At 42.2% G+C, this 16,639-nt stretch carries 18 protein-coding genes and 1 riboswitch; of the genes, 15 read left to right on the forward strand and 3 right to left on the reverse strand.

Annotation, left to right across the window (positions count from 1 at the left end):
• Positions 1 to 20 precede the first annotated feature (20 nt).
• Entirely contained in the window at positions 21 to 1,190 is a 1,170-nt protein-coding gene (gene rodA / locus ACQKL6_RS01790) for a rod shape-determining protein RodA (RefSeq protein ID WP_402990037.1), read from the forward strand.
• A 38-nt stretch (positions 1,191 to 1,228) separates the two neighbouring features.
• On the opposite strand, the gene ACQKL6_RS01795 is transcribed toward rodA, so the two are convergent.
• The gene (locus ACQKL6_RS01795; RefSeq protein ID WP_402990034.1) at positions 1,229 to 1,564 is read right to left on the reverse strand and encodes a spore coat protein; all 336 of its coding nucleotides are present in this window, start codon (positions 1,562 to 1,564) and stop codon (positions 1,229 to 1,231) included.
• Positions 1,565 to 1,577: 13 nt separating this feature from the next.
• Positions 1,578 to 1,856: a hypothetical protein gene (locus ACQKL6_RS01800; RefSeq protein WP_402990031.1), complete on the reverse strand. Its 279-nt coding sequence runs from the start codon at positions 1,854 to 1,856 to the stop codon at positions 1,578 to 1,580.
• Positions 1,857 to 2,009: 153 nt separating this feature from the next.
• Here ACQKL6_RS01800 and ACQKL6_RS01805 point away from each other — a divergent pair, with 153 nt between their 5' ends.
• The gene (locus tag ACQKL6_RS01805; protein WP_427650418.1) at positions 2,010 to 2,924 is read left to right on the forward strand and encodes a proline dehydrogenase family protein; all 915 of its coding nucleotides are present in this window, start codon (positions 2,010 to 2,012) and stop codon (positions 2,922 to 2,924) included.
• Between the two features lie 49 nt (positions 2,925 to 2,973).
• On the opposite strand, the gene ACQKL6_RS01810 is transcribed toward ACQKL6_RS01805, so the two are convergent.
• A complete protein-coding gene (locus ACQKL6_RS01810) occupies positions 2,974 to 3,105 on the reverse strand; it encodes a YuzL family protein (RefSeq protein WP_402870919.1) in 132 nt (43 codons plus the stop codon).
• Between the two features lie 204 nt (positions 3,106 to 3,309).
• Here ACQKL6_RS01810 and ACQKL6_RS01815 point away from each other — a divergent pair, with 204 nt between their 5' ends.
• The 13 genes from ACQKL6_RS01815 to sufC all read left to right on the forward strand — a co-directional run bounded on the left by ACQKL6_RS01815 (position 3,310) and on the right by sufC (position 16,639).
• Positions 3,310 to 5,700 (forward strand): 3-hydroxyacyl-CoA dehydrogenase NAD-binding domain-containing protein, encoded by a 2,391-nt coding sequence (locus tag ACQKL6_RS01815; protein ID WP_427650420.1) that lies wholly within the window; start codon positions 3,310 to 3,312, stop codon positions 5,698 to 5,700.
• A gap of 77 nt (positions 5,701 to 5,777) precedes the next feature.
• Positions 5,778 to 6,956, forward strand: coding sequence for an acetyl-CoA C-acetyltransferase (locus ACQKL6_RS01820; RefSeq protein WP_402870923.1), 1,179 nt, complete (start codon positions 5,778 to 5,780; stop codon positions 6,954 to 6,956).
• 89 nt (positions 6,957 to 7,045) lie between these two features.
• Positions 7,046 to 8,833 (forward strand): acyl-CoA dehydrogenase family protein, encoded by a 1,788-nt coding sequence (locus ACQKL6_RS01825; RefSeq protein WP_427650422.1) that lies wholly within the window; start codon positions 7,046 to 7,048, stop codon positions 8,831 to 8,833.
• A gap of 142 nt (positions 8,834 to 8,975) precedes the next feature.
• On the forward strand, positions 8,976 to 9,332 hold the full coding sequence (locus ACQKL6_RS01830; protein WP_427650424.1) for an arsenate reductase family protein: 357 nt from the start codon (positions 8,976 to 8,978) through the stop codon (positions 9,330 to 9,332).
• Between the two features lie 97 nt (positions 9,333 to 9,429).
• The gene (gene gcvH / locus ACQKL6_RS01835; protein WP_402870932.1) at positions 9,430 to 9,810 is read left to right on the forward strand and encodes a glycine cleavage system protein GcvH; all 381 of its coding nucleotides are present in this window, start codon (positions 9,430 to 9,432) and stop codon (positions 9,808 to 9,810) included.
• 67 nt (positions 9,811 to 9,877) lie between these two features.
• Positions 9,878 to 10,243 carry a toprim domain-containing protein gene (locus ACQKL6_RS01840; RefSeq protein ID WP_427650426.1) on the forward strand — a complete coding sequence of 122 codons (366 nt, stop codon included), beginning with the start codon at positions 9,878 to 9,880 and terminating at the stop codon, positions 10,241 to 10,243.
• A 3-nt stretch (positions 10,244 to 10,246) separates the two neighbouring features.
• Entirely contained in the window at positions 10,247 to 10,555 is a 309-nt protein-coding gene (locus ACQKL6_RS01845; RefSeq protein WP_402870937.1) for a thioredoxin family protein, read from the forward strand.
• Between the two features lie 336 nt (positions 10,556 to 10,891).
• Positions 10,892 to 12,202 carry an O-acetylhomoserine aminocarboxypropyltransferase/cysteine synthase family protein gene (locus ACQKL6_RS01850; RefSeq protein WP_402870940.1) on the forward strand — a complete coding sequence of 437 codons (1,311 nt, stop codon included), beginning with the start codon at positions 10,892 to 10,894 and terminating at the stop codon, positions 12,200 to 12,202.
• Between the two features lie 112 nt (positions 12,203 to 12,314).
• Positions 12,315 to 12,426: riboswitch (SAM riboswitch) on the forward strand.
• 144 nt (positions 12,427 to 12,570) lie between these two features.
• A complete protein-coding gene (locus tag ACQKL6_RS01855; RefSeq protein ID WP_402870943.1) occupies positions 12,571 to 13,605 on the forward strand; it encodes a methionine ABC transporter ATP-binding protein in 1,035 nt (344 codons plus the stop codon).
• A complete protein-coding gene (locus tag ACQKL6_RS01860) occupies positions 13,598 to 14,266 on the forward strand; it encodes a methionine ABC transporter permease (RefSeq protein ID WP_402870946.1) in 669 nt (222 codons plus the stop codon). Before ACQKL6_RS01855 ends, ACQKL6_RS01860 begins: the two co-directional genes overlap by 8 nt.
• A gap of 15 nt (positions 14,267 to 14,281) precedes the next feature.
• Entirely contained in the window at positions 14,282 to 15,115 is an 834-nt protein-coding gene (locus ACQKL6_RS01865; protein WP_402870949.1) for a MetQ/NlpA family ABC transporter substrate-binding protein, read from the forward strand.
• A gap of 103 nt (positions 15,116 to 15,218) precedes the next feature.
• Positions 15,219 to 15,422, forward strand: coding sequence for a hypothetical protein (locus ACQKL6_RS01870; protein WP_402870951.1), 204 nt, complete (start codon positions 15,219 to 15,221; stop codon positions 15,420 to 15,422).
• Between the two features lie 431 nt (positions 15,423 to 15,853).
• Positions 15,854 to 16,639, forward strand: a complete 786-nt coding sequence (gene sufC / locus ACQKL6_RS01875; protein ID WP_402870953.1) for a Fe-S cluster assembly ATPase SufC — start codon at positions 15,854 to 15,856, stop codon at positions 16,637 to 16,639.

Below are 16,639 nucleotides of genomic sequence, written 5' to 3' on the forward strand. Positions count from 1 at the left end.
TTTTTAAGGGAGAGTTCATTATGGAAGAACAAAATAAATTTTCATCGCGAATAGATTTTTCTTTGGTCACGATATTATTGTTGTTATGTATTGGTAGTTGTTTGGCCATATACAGTGCGCAGACTACTGGACAATACGAAGAAAACTTCTTAATAAAACAAATATTTTGGTATGCGGTTGGAGTCGGGATTGTTCTCGGAATCATCACGCTGGATTCAGACCAGTTGAAGAAGATATCTTGGTATGCATATGGATTCGGATTATTGCTATTGTTATTATTGCTTGTCATGCCAGATTCCATTGCGCCCGTACGTAATGGTGCGAAAAGTTGGTTCATCATTAAGCCACTGGGATCGATACAGCCCTCGGAATTCATGAAGGTTTTTCTCATTTTGGCCTTGGCGAATGTCATTTCAAATCATCATCTCAAGAATACGTTGAAAACCATCCAAACCGATCTCTGGCTCCTTGTTAAGATAGGGCTTGTGACAGGAGCTCCGTTGCTGTTGATCATGCAACAGCCGGATTTAGGTACATCGCTTGTTTTAATGTCAATCATGATCGGAATGATCTTCATTTCGGGGATATCATGGAAAATCTTGCTTCCAATCGTGACAGCCGGTATCGTTGCTGTTTCCACCATCATGTACTTCGTCCTCTGGCATCCGGAACTGCTTGAGAAAATAGGTGTGAAAACGTATCAGTTCGGCCGTATTTATTCATGGCTGGATCCTTATAACTATGCGAGTTCGGAAGGGTATCATTTGACAAAATCCTTGCTGGCCATAGGTTCGGGGCAGACCACAGGTAAGGGTATTGGGTCAAGGGAAGTATATTTACCGGAAAGTCATTCGGATTTCATCTTTAGTATCATCGGGGAAGAATTCGGCTTCATCGGTTCCAGTATCATTATCTCCTTGTTCTTCTTATTGGTTTACCATATTACAAAAACCGGCATGGAAACGCGGAATAATTTCTATACATATATTTGTGTGGGCATCATCAGCATGTTAACGTTTCACGTGTTTCAAAATATCGGAATGACGGTCGGCGTATTACCGATCACCGGAATTCCGCTTCCGTTCATCAGTTACGGGGGAAGCTCGCTCATGGGGAATATGATGGCCATGGGCTTGATATTCAGCATAAGGTATCATTATAAAAAGTACATGTTTTCGACGGATATATAAAAAACGCCGGCCATTCACCATGGCCGGCGTTTTTATAGTTATTGAAGCTTTGAACCGGATGGGAATTGATCTTTATATCCAGAGAACTGTTGGTAGGACTGGCCTAAACTATCGGTTTGTGCCTTTTCCAAGCCATACCATCCTTTTTCGAACATCAGGTTATAAAGTTCCCGTTGCATTTCCTGGGTTTCTTTTGAGACCGAGAAAACATCTTGAAATAAAGCTTGGTTACTCATCTCATGGAGGGCAACTGAATAAGAGTTACAGAAATACTTCTCTGTTGCCAGCATGTCATTTGTAAAATCGCGGTCATTCATTTCTGGTGTTTTAGCAATGGTTGATTCGGGATTTTGGACCTTGTTTTGATTAGGCATCAAGAAACCTCCTTTACTGGAATTGTTGTTGGCTTTGCTGTTGGTTTGGATTTAAGTGGGACAAGATGGTGTCATAATGACGTTGATGCATCTGTCCACAGCGGGTTAAAGCGTTTATGATTTGAGGATCTTTACATTGTTTAGCGTAAAAGTGTGCTTTTTTAATCGCAATCAAGTTCCAGGAAAGCATATCGGTAAGGTACATACTATCTTTTACAGATACCATTTCGGGTGGCTGTTTCATGAAACCGGTCGTTTGTTGCTGATTGTTCATCGAGTTTTGTTGTTCCATCATCTTACCTCCTTCATTGTGGTCTGAACGAGATTAATTTCCCCTGTTTTTAATTTTATATTCGAGAAGAGCAAGTGACTGAATATACATGAAGGATATAAGAGCCTAACCCTAACATCTATTTTTTCAAACGGGGATTTGGAGGGAACGCAGATGGAACTAATGAGGAACTTCTTTCTCTACCTATCGAAGAATAAACCATTAATTAAGGCTGCACGGAGATATGGATTGCGTTTTGGGGCAGCCCGCTTTGTTGCCGGAGAAACTTTGGTTGAAGCGACTAAGGTCATTGCAGAACTAAATCGGAAAGGGTTATCTGTGACGATAGACTATCTAGGTGAATTCATAGATCATGAGCAGGAAGCAGAAGAGATGGCAAACCAGTGCATCGATGCGATTCGAGCCATTTCCGAGCATGGTCTCGATTCCCAGTTATCCTTGAAACCGACTTCGATGGGTTTGGATATCTCGGAACATGTTGTCATGAAGAATATGAGAAGGATTTTAGAAGAAGCAAAAGCCGCCCGGGTATTCGTTACGCTAGATATGGAAGATTTTCCGCGCTGTCAGCCAACATTAGAAGTGTTCAAAAAACTAAAAGCTGAATATAATGATCTTGGTACGGTTATACAAGCATATCTTTATCGGACGGAGAAAGATCTCGACGAGTTGAATTTCCTCCATCCGAATCTTCGACTGGTTAAAGGAGCATATAAAGAGCCAAGTGACATCGCCTTCCCAGAAAAAGAGAAGGTGGATGCAAACTTCAAGAAAATCATTAAAAAGCATCTGCTAAATGGGAACTATACGGCGGTCGCCACCCATGATGATAAAATCATTGATTACACGAAAAACCTCGTCAAGAGACATGGCATCAGCCCGGATCGGTTCGAATTTCAAATGTTATACGGCATCCGGAATGAAAAGCAATTGGAATTAGCTGATGAGGGTTATAAGGTTAGGGTGTATGTTCCATATGGTACGGATTGGTACGGATATTTCATGCGCCGCCTTGCGGAGAGGCCAGCCAATGTTTCCTTCGTTTTAAAGGGGATATGGAAAAGGTAGCAGAAGTAAGAGCCGGCCCGGATAAGGGACGGCTACTCTACTTTGGAATCTATTTTTTAAATTGATTGTTCTGGCTGTTCACCTTATTCTTTCCGTTGTTACGTTCACCGCCAGGACCCGCGTTTCCTTTCACGCTTGCGGCACTTACGGCTCCTTTGGAAGGATTATCTTTATGCTTCATGAGTATACGTCACCTCCTGTTCGTTATTTTCTTCTAAAGAGTGAAAAATAACCAGGGGTTTTACGATAAAAATATTTAATTTTTCCTGTTTAATCATTGCAGAATTTCCAAATTTATTCTATATTAGTAATAAGAATAAATATTCAAAAATTTTTTGGGACAAAAATGAATGAGCATTCATTCAATACATTGTGTAAGGGGGATATGAACTTGGTTCGACAAATACGAAAGGCTGCTGTTCTAGGGTCAGGAGTTATGGGATCAGGGATTGCTGCACACCTTGCTAACATCGGCATTCCGACTTTATTATTGGATATTGTACCTCGTGAACTCACGGAGGACGAGAAGAAAAAAGGTCTTACATTAGAAAATAAACAAGTACGTAACCGCATTAGTCAGACTGCGATTACTAAACTTCTAAAACAAAAACCAGCTCCGTTATCAGCAAAAGGCAATCTGGCCTTGATTGAAGCGGGGAACCTGGAAGATGATATAAGCCGTTTAAATGAAGTAGATTGGGTAATTGAAGTGGTCGTGGAGAGACTTGATGTGAAGCAGAGTGTGTTTGCTCAGGTTGATAAATACCGTAAATCGGGCAGCATCATTTCTTCCAATACATCAGGTATATCAATTGAGGCGATGGCCGAGGGACGTTCTGAAGATTTCCAAAAGCATTTCTTGGGAACTCACTTTTTCAACCCTCCACGCTATTTGAAACTTTTGGAAGTCATTCCTACGAAAGCCACTGCTCCTGAAGTGCTTGAATATATGAAGCAATTTGGTGAAGACGTTCTTGGTAAAGGAGTGGTCGAAGCCAAAGATACACCGAATTTCATCGCCAACCGCATCGGTACGTATGGGCTGCTAGTTACCCTTCGTGAAATGCAAAAAGGCGGGTACAGCGTGGGTGAAGTGGATTCTGTAACAGGTCCATTGATTGGCAGGGCGACGAGCGCAACATTCCGTACGCTTGATGTAGTTGGTCTTGATACTTTTGCACATGTTGCGAAGAACGTATATGACCAGGTTGAAGGAGAGGAAAAGGAAGTTTTCCGCATTCCTGACTTCATGAATAAAATGCTTGAAAACGGTTGGCTTGGAAGCAAATCCGGACAAGGATTTTTCCTGAAAAAAGGCAAGGAAATCCTTGAACTGAACCCTGAAACACTTGAATACGAACCACGGAAAAAACTGAAAACGCCTTCTATAGAAATGGCGAAACAGGCAAAAGGTCTTTCTAATAAAATGAAAGCGCTTGTTTATAGTGATGACCGTGCTGGCCTCCTGCTTTGGAATGTGTTGAATCCAGCCCTTGTGTATTCTGCACAACTGCTAGGGGACATTGCTGACGATATTGTGGCAATTGACCAGGCAATGAAATGGGGCTTCGGTTGGTCTACAGGACCTTTCGAAACGTGGGACGCAATTGGTGTCGAAAAATCAGTAGCACGCTTAGAACAAGAAGGTGTCACTGTTCCTCAATGGGTGAAGGAAATGCTGGAAAAAGGCATCACTTCATTCTATAAAGAAGAAAATGGTGTAGTTTCCTACTATCACAATGGTGAATATAAGGAACTTCTTGAGAATCCAAAGGTGATCAACCTGAAAGCGATCAAGAAGCAAAAAGGCGTAATCAAGAAAAACAGTGGTGCAAGTTTGATTGATATTGGCGACGGTGTCGTACTTCTTGAGTTCACGTCACCGAACAATGCAATTGGTCTGGATATCATGCAGATGATCAATGCGGCTGTTGATGAGGCTGAAGCAAATTATAAAGGCTTGGTCATTGGAAACCAAGGCAAAAACTTCTGTGTAGGCGCCAATATTGCCATGATGTTGATGGAAGCCCAGGATGACAATATATTCGAATTGGATATGGTGATCAGCCAATTCCAAAAAGCGATGTTGAAAATTAAATATAGTGCGGTCCCTGTCGTCGTAGCGCCATTCAATATGACGCTTGGCGGAGGTGCAGAAGTTTCCCTTCCTGCCGCACGCATTCAGGCGACTACGGAAACGTATATGGGTCTAGTGGAAGCTGGCGTTGGCTTGATACCTGGTGGTGGCGGAACCAAAGAACTTTATGTGAAAACATTGAAGAGCATGCCAAAAGGCGTCGACTTTGATTTGCAGAAGGTAGCGAATCGGGTATTTGAAACGGTTGCCATGGCTAAGGTTTCTACTTCTGCCGAAGAGGCGCGGGGAAATAATTTCCTTGGTGCTTCTGATCGAATCAGTGTGAATTCCGATCATCAGTTATATGATGCGAAGCAGTCCGTCATTTCGATGTATGACCAAGGTTACACAGCACCAACCCGCACGAAAATCCCTGTGGTTGGTGAGACCGGTTATGCCGCACTTCTTTTAGGGGCAGAAGCGATGCGTCTTTCAGGCTTCCTCTCCGAGCATGACCTAGTCATCGCTAAAGAGCTTGCGTATGTCCTGGCTGGTGGGAAACTTCCATTCGGTACAGAAGTAGATGAACAGTATATCCTGGACCTAGAAAAACAAGCATTCTTAAAATTGATTTCAACACCGAAATCACAACAAAGGATGCAACACATGCTTGTTAAGGGAAAACCACTTCGTAACTAATTGATCGTCCAAAGATAGAGTCAAATAACTAAAGTTCAATAGGTTGATAGCTTAAAAATGAAGTAAGGGGGATCCTCATGAAAGAAGCAGTAATAGTAGCTGGAGCAAGGACTCCGGTAGGAAGAGCAAAAAAAGGTTCTCTTGCTAACGTTCGTCCAGATGATTTAGGGGCTCTTGTGGTAAAGGAAACGTTGAAGCGTGCTGGAAATTATGAAGGCAATATCGATGATTTGATCATCGGCTGTGCGATGCCGGAGGCAGAGCAAGGCCTGAATATGGCAAGGAATATCGGAGCATTGGCGGGCTTGCCATACACGGTGCCGGCCATTACCATCAATCGTTACTGTTCGAGTGGTTTGCAAAGCATTGCATATGGAGCGGAAAGAATCATGCTCGGCCAAAGCGATACGGTCATCGCAGGTGGCGCAGAATCTATGAGTCTAGTGCCAATGATGGGGCATGTTACCCGTCCAAACGCACATCTTGCTGAAACGGCTCCTGAGTATTACATGGGTATGGGCCACACAGCCGAAGCTGTAGCGAATAAATATGGGATTTCCCGTGATGACCAAGATGCATTTGCTGTACGCAGCCATCAAAGAGCGGCGAAGGCCATTGCAGAAGGGAAATTCTCTGATGAAATCGTTCCGGTAGACGTAACTCTCCGTTCTGTAGGTCCGGATTTGAAACTGCAGGAAAAGAAATTTCAATTCACTCAAGATGAAGGCGTCCGTGAGGGGACGACAGTCGAAGTCCTTAAAAAGCTAAGACCGGCATTTTCTGTAACTGGATCCGTTACCGCAGGAAATTCATCGCAAACAAGTGATGGAGCTGCTGCCGTCATGGTGATGGAGGGAGAGAAAGCTTCCTCTTTAGGCATGAAGCCAATTGGTAAGTTCCGTTCCTTTGCGGTAGCGGGAGTTCCGCCTGAAATCATGGGGATCGGCCCAATCGCTGCGATTCCTAAAGCATTAAAACTTGCAGGGCTTGAGCTATCTGATATCGGTTTGTTCGAATTGAATGAGGCGTTCGCTTCTCAATCCATTCAAATCATCCGGGAGCTTGGCTTGAACGAAGAGATTGTCAACGTCAATGGAGGGGCCATCGCCCTTGGTCATCCACTTGGCTGTTCGGGTGCCAAATTGACCCTAAGCCTGCTTCATGAAATGAAACGCAGAAACCAACAATTCGGAGTCGTCACCATGTGTATCGGCGGCGGTATGGGTGCTGCCGGAGTATTCGAATTATTAGCATAGAACCTTTTATCCGGATGCAGGTGTAATCACTGTATCCGGCCTTCAATGAAACTTACTATAATGAAACTTACCATATAGGAGGAATTTTTATGTCCAATCCAACAACAGAAAACTTGATTAAAGGTGGAGCATTTTTAGTCGAAGATATTACGTATGATCAAGTGTTTACACCAGAGGATTATTCTGATGAGCACAAAATGATTGCCAAAACTTCTGAAGATTTCGTAGTGAACGAGGTCCTTCCGCAAGTTGAACACTTAGAAAACCATGAATTTGACCGTTCTGTAAAATTGCTGAAGCATGCTGGGGAAATTGGCTTACTAGGCGCTGACGTACCAGAAGAATATAGCGGTCTTGGCCTTGATAAAATCAGCTCTGCATTAATTACGGAAAAAATGGCACTTGCTGGCGGATTCGGAATTACGCACGGTGCGCACGTAGGAATCGGCTCTTTACCAATCGTATTATTCGGTAATGAAGAGCAAAAACAAAAATACCTTCCACTACTTGCAACAGGTGAAAAAATTGCGGCATATGCTTTAACTGAACCGAGCTCGGGATCTGATGCGTTGGGTGCGAAAGCAACGGCAAAATTGAATGCAGAAGGCACTCATTATATTTTAAATGGAGAAAAACAATGGATCACGAATGCAGGATTTGCAGATGTATTCTGTGTTTACGCAAAAATCGATGGCGAACAGTTTTCCGCTTTCATCGTAGAACGTGAATATCCTGGTGTATCTACAGGTGCCGAAGAAAAGAAAATGGGCATTAAGAGTTCTTCTACACGTACATTGATCCTTGAAGATGTAGCCGTTCCGGTTGAGAACCTTCTAGGTGTCGCGGGTAAAGGCCATGTCATTGCCTTCAATATCTTGAACATCGGACGTTATAAATTGGGTGTCGGTGCAGTAGGCGGTTCAAAACGTGCTCTTGAACTTACAGCTGCTTATACAAATCAGCGTCAGCAGTTCAAAACGAAAATTTCTGATTTCAACCTAACAAAAGAAAAATTAGCGACGATGGCTTCTAAAATCTATGCCGCGGAAAGCTCTGTTTATCGTACGGTCGGCCTTTATGACCAAAGACAAAGCAAACTGACTGATGAGCAAGTAAAAGACGGTAAATCCATGGCCGCAGCCGTTGCTGAATACGCAATCGAGTGTTCATTGAATAAATTCTTCGCTTCGGAAGTGTTGGATTATGTAACTGATGAAGGGGTTCAGCTTCATGGTGGGTATGGCTTCATGCAAGAATATGAAATTGAGAAAGCGTACCGTGATTCTCGTATTAACCGCATCTTTGAAGGGACAAATGAGATCAACCGCTTGCTCGTTCCAGGCACATTCCTGAAAAAGGCACTTAAAGGTGAACTTCCTCTTCTTCAAAAAGCACAAGGCTTACAAGAAGAGTTAATGATGATGATGCCGGAAGAGCCAGGCGATGAGCCGTTGGCACAAGAAAAAATGCTGGTTAGAAATGCTAAGAAAATTGGCATCCTGGCTGCAGGTCTTGCTGCACAAAAATTCGGTAAAAAACTTGATCAAGAACAAGAAATCCTTTCAAATATTGCTGATATCGTATCTCTTGCCTATGCTGCTGAATCAGTGGTGCTACGTACGGAAAAAGCAATCGTGACTACAGGTCTAGAAAAGAACCAACAAAAAGTGCTTTACACTGAAATCTTCGTTCAAGAAGCTTTCAATGAAATCGAGCAACATGCAAAAGAAACGTTGATTGCTGTTGAAACTGGCGATACGTTGCGCATCATGCTTTCTTCCCTTCGCAAGTTGACTAGACATAATCCAATCAATGTTATTGCGAAAAAACGTGAAGCTTCCGTCAAAGTAATCGAAAATGAAAAATATGCACTTTAATTCTTAAAGTCTTAATCAAGGGGATGCCCATATCGGGTATTCCCTTGATTTATTTTGTAGGTTTTTCATGGGGATGCGAAGAGAGAGTCTATCGTTGTATTGCCCCAAAAAAACGGGTATTCTAAGGGAAGGTGGTGAAACGATGGGCTTAACTTTATACTGGTACCCAAAATGCGGCACATGCCGTAATGCAAAGAAGTGGCTGGATCGTCATGAGTTGCAATATGAAGCGATTCATCTCGTGGAAAATCCCCCTTCTCGGGCAGAAATTGAACAAATATATAAAAGTAGTGGACTAGAGTTGAAGAAGTTTTTCAATACGAGCGGGCAAAAATATCGCGAGCTCGGTTTAAAAGACAAACTCAAAGAAGCTTCAGAGAAAGAGATGCTCGATATATTGGCTACGGATGGCATGCTTTTGAAAAGACCAATTGTGACGGACGGCTTAAAAGTGACAGTAGGTTTCAAAGAAGAACAATTCGATCAGACCTGGAGCTAAGACTTTACAAAACATTTGGATAATTCCTTATCATAACAAAGAATCTACCTTATAATGTAATAGATAAAATATAAGCTGTAATATGGAGGGAATTAATATGTCAACGCCAAAAGAACTTCGTTATACAAAAGAACATGAATGGGTCAAAACGGAAGAGGGTACAGTACGCATAGGGATTACTGCATTCGCCCAGTCTGAACTTGGGGACATCGTTTTTGTTGAACTTCCAGAGGTCGGATCTGAACTGAAAGCGAACGAGCCCTTTGGTAGTGTAGAATCCGTTAAAACGGTTTCTGAACTTTATGCTCCTATTAGCGGCAAGGTCGTTGAAATCAATGAAGAGTTAAATGACAATCCTGAATTCGTTAATGAATCTCCGTTTGAAAAAGCATGGATGATCGTCCTTGAACCATCAGACAGCAGTGAAGTTGAAAAACTGATGAGTGCAAACGAATATGATAGCCTGATAAACGGGTAAGTAAGGTGAGGGGGAGGCTTTAATTAAGCCTGCTCTTTTTCAATTTGAGTGGAGACGGGGTGATGAGATGGAATGGGGTGTATCCGAGAAAGTGATCATGGTTGAAGGCCTTTCAGACAAGCGCAAAGTGGCATCCGTTCTGGACGAAGAAGTGGAAATCAGATGTACCAATGGCACCATTTCTTTAACGAAGTTGGATGAAATGGTGGATGAATTGATAGGCCGGGATGTTTACATCCTTTTTGACGCAGATGAGTCAGGGGAAAAGCTAAGGAAACAATTTCGTCGGGAACTGCCGGAAGCAAGGCATTTGTACATAGATAGGATGTACAAGGAAGTCGAGGATACCCCAGAACATCACATCGCTTCCGTGCTACTGACTGCAAATATGAAAGTGAAAACTAAATTTATAAGTAAAGGGATGGAAGAGTAACTGATGGAGGAATGGAAAGAAGAAGACTTTAAGCAAGCTGTTGATCAAGGGAACACTTTTAGTTTATATCTATACACACCTTTGTGTGGAACCTGCCAGGTGGCTTCAAGAATGCTTTCCATAACACTAGAGCTGTTCCCGGAAATGAAGGCTGGAAAAATGAACATGAATTATGTCCAGACATTGGCTGAACGATATGAAATTGAGAGCGTACCTTGTCTTTTGCTTTTTGAAAAAGGAAAGATGACAAAAAAAATATATGCCTTTCAGTCTGTTCCTTATTTGTATGGATTGCTGAAAGAGATAAGCTAAAAGCCGATCCTACATGGATTGGTTTTTTTGTTGAAGTCATGGGGGGAAATAGCATTCGTATTAATGATTGAATATTCTAATAACTAATTGACTACCTGTTACTAAAGTGCTATATTTTGTATGAAGTACATACGTTATAGACGCATCATACACGAGGATGGAATGTCTGCCATTTACAAAACGCGCTTATCCAGGCGACATCGTTCAATAGGGAAATTTCTATGGACGGTGGCGGGAAGTTCCGACTTCTTCATATTATAAGGTTCCTTGCATATAACAAGAGAAGAGGCAATATCGCTTTAATCCCTACTAAAACAATGGAAGAAGGGGAGAATAATGACAGAAAAAAATTACCGCTTTGAGACGTTGAGTGTGCATGGCGGTTTAAAAGTCGACGAAACGGGTGCCCGCGCCGTGCCCATTTATCAAAGTAATGCTTATTTGTTCAAAGATACAGATCATGCAGCGAATCTGTTTGGATTAAAAGAGAATGGCTATATCTATACGAGGCTTCACAATCCCACTGTCAGTGTCTTTGAAGAAAGAATGGCCCTGTTAGAAGGGGGAATCGGTGGATTGGCAGTTGCAAGCGGCATGGCCGCTATATCCCTTTCCATCCTTAATATCGCTGGTATGGGGGATGAAATCGTTTCTGCTTCAACACTGTACGGCGGGACCTATAATTTATTTGAAAATACACTCCCTAAATACGGAATCAAAGTGAAATTCGTCTCACCTGATGATCCGGAAAATTTCAAACGGGCAATCACTCCACGAACGAAGGCCATATTTGCCGAAACAATCGGCAACCCAAGCTTAAGGGTTCTTGATATCGAAGCAGTGGCGGAAATAGCCCACGAAGCAGGGATACCTCTTATCATTGATAACACTTTCGCAACGCCGTATCTGTGCCGACCAATAGACTTTGGGGCGGATATTGTCATCCATTCAGCTACAAAGTGGCTATTGGGTAATGGTACGACATTAGGGGGAGTCATCATCGACGGTGGTAAATTCGATTGGAATTCGCCTAATTATCCAGGCTTTACGGAACCTGACCCTAGTTACGATGGACTTGTCTATTCCGAAGCGGTAGGGCCTGCTGCCTTTATCACGAAAGCGCGTGTGCAATTGCTTCGGGATTTGGGACCGACGTTAAGTGCTCAAAGTGCATTCCAGTTCACGCTTGGCCTGGAAACGCTCCATGTCAGGATGAAGGAACACCTGTTGAATACGAGGACGGTCATTCAATACTTGGAGAACCATCCGGCAGTCTCATGGGTTTCTTATCCGGGTAACGATGATCATCCCGATAAAGCCCTAGCGGATAAATACTTGCCTAAGGGAGCCGGATCTGTGGTGACGTTTGGAATTAAGGGTGGACGTGAAGCAGGTTCCACACTCATCAATTCGGTAGAGTTATGGTCGCATGTCGCCAATGTCGGGGATGCTAAAAGCCTAATCATCCACCCAGCAAGTACAACTCACCAGCAATTGAATGATGCAGGACTGGTCAAGGCCGGTGTCAGCGCCGACCAGGTTCGCCTTTCAATCGGTATTGAAAATGTAGACGATTTACTTGAAGATCTAGAGCAAGCGATTGAAAAAGCGACGAATATCGTGTCAGTGAATTCTCAAAGAGTTTAATGGAGAAACAGGTACACCCTAGGATTTTACATTGCACTCCTTTTTTATCTGTGTTAAAATTTCAGACATAGTAAAGTGAATGTTAAGACAAAAAAGAATAGTCCATATATAGCTCTTATCAAGAGAGGTGGAGGGATGTGCCCGTTGAAACCCGGCAACCGACAAGGATTTTCCTTGGAAAGGTGCCAATTCACACAAAGCGTAGAGGCTTTGGGAGATGAGAGGAAGGCCTGCTTTTCCCTGCCTTTCTGCTCATGCAGAAGGGCTTTTTCTATTTTCTTTGAATCATAGAGGATAGATTCATCAGGAGGCCATAAAAATAAATCGACTAAATTCATAGGCTTAATTGGATAAAGAGGTGAGCATACATGATTACATTGTCAAACGTCAGTAAACTTTTTCGAACAGGAAAAGGAAATAGCGAAACGATTCATGCCGTGAATAGTGTGAATTTAGAAATAAATAAAGGTGAGATTTTCGGAGTCATCGGATACAGTGGGGCTGGCAAGAGTACGCTCATACGTATGCTGAATGGGTTGGAACGGCCTACTGAGGGCTCCGTGAACGTTGCGGGAAATGAAGTTTCAACAATTAAAGGGTCTAAGCTTCGTAAAGCCCGTCAAGAGATTAGCATGATTTTTCAGCATTTTAATCTCTTGTGGTCAAGGACCGTTCAAGAAAATATATCCTTTCCTTTGGAAATTGCAGGCATCTCCAAGCAAGAACGTATCAAGCGCGTCAATGAACTCATTAAGTTAGTTGGATTGGAAGGAAGAGAAAAAGCGTATCCATCGCAGCTAAGTGGTGGACAGAAGCAAAGGGTGGGAATAGCGAGGGCTCTTGCCAATAACCCGAAAGTGCTTTTGTGTGATGAGGCCACGTCCGCTCTAGATCCCCAGACAACCGATTCCATCCTGGAATTGCTTGTGGATATAAATCAACGCCTTGGTTTAACCATTGTCTTGATTACACATGAGATGCATGTCATTCGGAAGATTTGCAATCGAGTGGCTGTGATGGAAAGTGGACGGGTAGTCGAACAGGGAGCTGTCCTGGAAGTATTCAGAAACCCTAAAGAACAGATGACTAAGCGTTTTGTTCAGCAGGTGACGGAACCAGAAGAGACAAAAGAAACGATGGAGCATTTGTTTGAACGGTATCCAGCAGGAAAAGTGATTCAACTGACATTCGTGGGGGATCATGCAGAAAGCCCGTTGATCACAAAATTGGTACGTAATTTTGAGTTGGATGTGAACATTGTCCAGGGGAAGATATCACAAACGAGAAGCGGCTCATATGGAACATTGTTCATCCACCTTGATGGCAGTGAAGATGAAATGCTCCGCGCAATCGAATTCATAAAAGCACAGCAGGTAGGCGTGGAGGTGATTACTCATGCTTGAAGAATTATTGCCGAATGTAGATTGGGAAGACATCATAGAAGCGACGAAAGAAACGCTGTATATGACAAGTATTTCAGTTGTAGCGACCTTTTTTATAGGGATACTATTGGGGTTGCTTCTGTTTTTAACAGGCAAGGGGAATATGTGGGAGAATCGGGGCGTTAACGGTGTGTTAAGTGCTTTCGTTAATATTTTCCGTTCGATTCCATTCCTTATCTTGATTGTATTATTAATTCCGTTCACCAAATTACTTGTCGGTAGCATGATTGGTGAGAATGCGGCATTACCAGCACTCATTATCGGTGCAGCACCGTTTTATGCGCGGATGGTCGAAATCGGCCTTCGTGAGATTGATAAAGGCGTGATTGAAGCGGCTAAATCAATGGGAGCCAAAACCAGCACCATCATTTATAAGGTCCTCCTTCCAGAATCGATGCCGGCCCTTATATCAGGCATCACGGTAACATCGATTGCATTGGTTGGATACACGGCAATGGCAGGTGTCATCGGGGCTGGTGGATTGGGTAACTTAGCCTATCTGGACGGTTATCAACGGAATCACAACGACGTTACCCTGGTAGCGACGATTGTCATATTAATTATTGTCTTCATCATACAGATTATCGGTGATGTGATTACTTCTAAATTGGATAAAAGATAAGGGGAGATGAAAAGGATGAAAAAGTTTTTAGGGTTTGCATTCGTTCTAGTTTTATCAATTGCATTGGCGGCTTGCGGAACGGATAAAGAGAAAGATACAGGTAGTGGCGATGATACGAAGAAGTTAGTGGTGGGTGCATCGAATGTACCACATGCAGAGATTCTTGAAAAAGCGATTCCTCTTCTTAAAGAAAAAGGCATTGAATTGGAAGTGGAAACATTCCAAGACTATATCTTGCCAAACAAGGCTTTGAACAATAAAGAACTGGACGCGAACTACTTCCAGCACATTCCTTATTTAGAATCTCAAATTAAGGAAAATGGATATGATTTTGTTAATGCAGGCGGCATCCATATTGAACCAATTGCTTTGTATTCACAAAAATATAAAAGCATTGATAAGCTTCCAGAAGGAGCAACAATCATTTTAAGCAGCTCTGTTGCAGACCATGGACGTGCCTTATCACTTTTAGAAAAGAATGGCCTGATTACTCTTAAAGAAGGCATTGATAAAACGACAGCTACAGTAAAAGATATTGTCGAGAATAAGAAGAACATTAAATTCGATGCAGATTATGAAGCGGCATTACTTCCGAAGATCTATGAAAGCGGCGAAGGAGATGCGGTCCTAATCAACTCTAACTATGCAATCGACGCTGGCTTGAATCCACTTAAAGATTCCATTGCAATAGAAGATTCTGAATCACCATATGTGAACGTGATCGCTGTTAATAAAGGTGACGAAGACAAAGAAGAAATCAAGACGCTTGTGGAAGTATTACATTCCAAAGAAATTCAAGATTTCATTCTTGAGGAATATGAGGGTGCAGTCGTACCTGCAAAGGAATAAAGCAACGAAAGACGACCTGGATTTCCAGGTCGTTTTTAAGTTGGGGTTTAAAGTTGAAAGCAAAGGGTATAGAATAGACGAAGAAACAAAATGATTCACAAATTTGAAAGGATGGTTCACTATCAATACTTTAGATTTAAACGTAACGAGCGAAATGGAAAAAGCTATGCAGTTATCACATGGGGTTGGGTACAGTGAATACAGCAGAAATTTAGACCTTCGTATCGAGGTTGAAAAAGTAAGAGATAGGGAACATGAGCAATGCAATAAAATGGTTCTGGAATTACAACGTAAAATCCACGGATAAGCATATATTAGAGTCTTTCAAAAATCGGTCTGTAGAGGTAAAATGAAAAGTGATCTGTTGTACGTACCGGATCCTGCTCATTACTCCTGCAGATCGATTTTTTTCATGATAAGGGCCAACCGTCTTCCCCTTGAACTTTTCGGGAATATCTTATTATGAATGGAATCCCGAATAATTAGCTTACATTAACGAAAACTAAAATAAGGGCATATTTGCAGTGAAAAGCCTTTATACGGTCGTTTTATAACAATAGGGCAGGTTTCCACTCCCTAGCGAGTAAAAACCTCCATCTATATTAGTTGATTCTAAATTGGATTTGTTATAAAATTGTAATGAGAATAAAGTGAGAATGATTTTTTGAAAACTATAGTCAAGAAAGTGATTTTCACTTTCTGTAATAAAATAGGAATTAAGTTCACGGAGGTATTATTATGTCAGGTTCAACATTAACGGTAAAAGATCTTCATGTATCAATAGAAGGCAAAGAAATTTTAAAAGGGGTTAACCTGGAAGTAAAAGGCGGAGAAATCCATGCAATCATGGGGCCGAACGGAACAGGTAAATCCACTTTATCTTCAGCAATCATGGGTCACCCTAAATATGAAGTAACAAGCGGAAGCATCAGTTTTGATGGTGAAGACGTATTGGAAATGGAAGTTGACGAACGTGCTCGTGTTGGTCTTTTCCTTGCTATGCAATATCCAAGTGAAATCAGTGGTGTTACAAATGCAGACTTCTTGCGTTCGGCTGTCAATGCACGCCGTGAAGAAGGCGACGAAGTTTCACTTATGAAATTCATCCGTCAAATGGATAAAAACATGGAATTCCTTGAAATGGATGAAGATATGGCTCAACGTTATTTGAATGAAGGATTCTCTGGCGGAGAGAAAAAACGTAATGAAATCCTTCAATTAATGATGATTCAACCAAAAATCGCCATTTTGGATGAAATTGACTCAGGTCTTGATATCGATGCACTTAAAGTCGTTTCTAAAGGAATCAATGAAATGCGTGGAGAAGACTTCGGTTGCTTGATCATCACTCACTACCAACGTCTACTAAACTACATCACACCTGATTTCGTACACGTTATGATGCAAGGTCGCGTCGTTAAATCAGGCGGTCCTGAATTAGCTGCACGACTAGAAGCAGAAGGTTATGACTGGATTAAACAAGAATTGGGCATTGAAGACGAAACTGTTGGCGAAGAAGCGTAA

Origin of the sequence: Peribacillus sp. NPDC097197 (assembly GCF_050278025.1) — a bacterium.
Taxonomy (GTDB): Bacteria; Bacillota; Bacilli; order Bacillales; family DSM-1321; genus Peribacillus.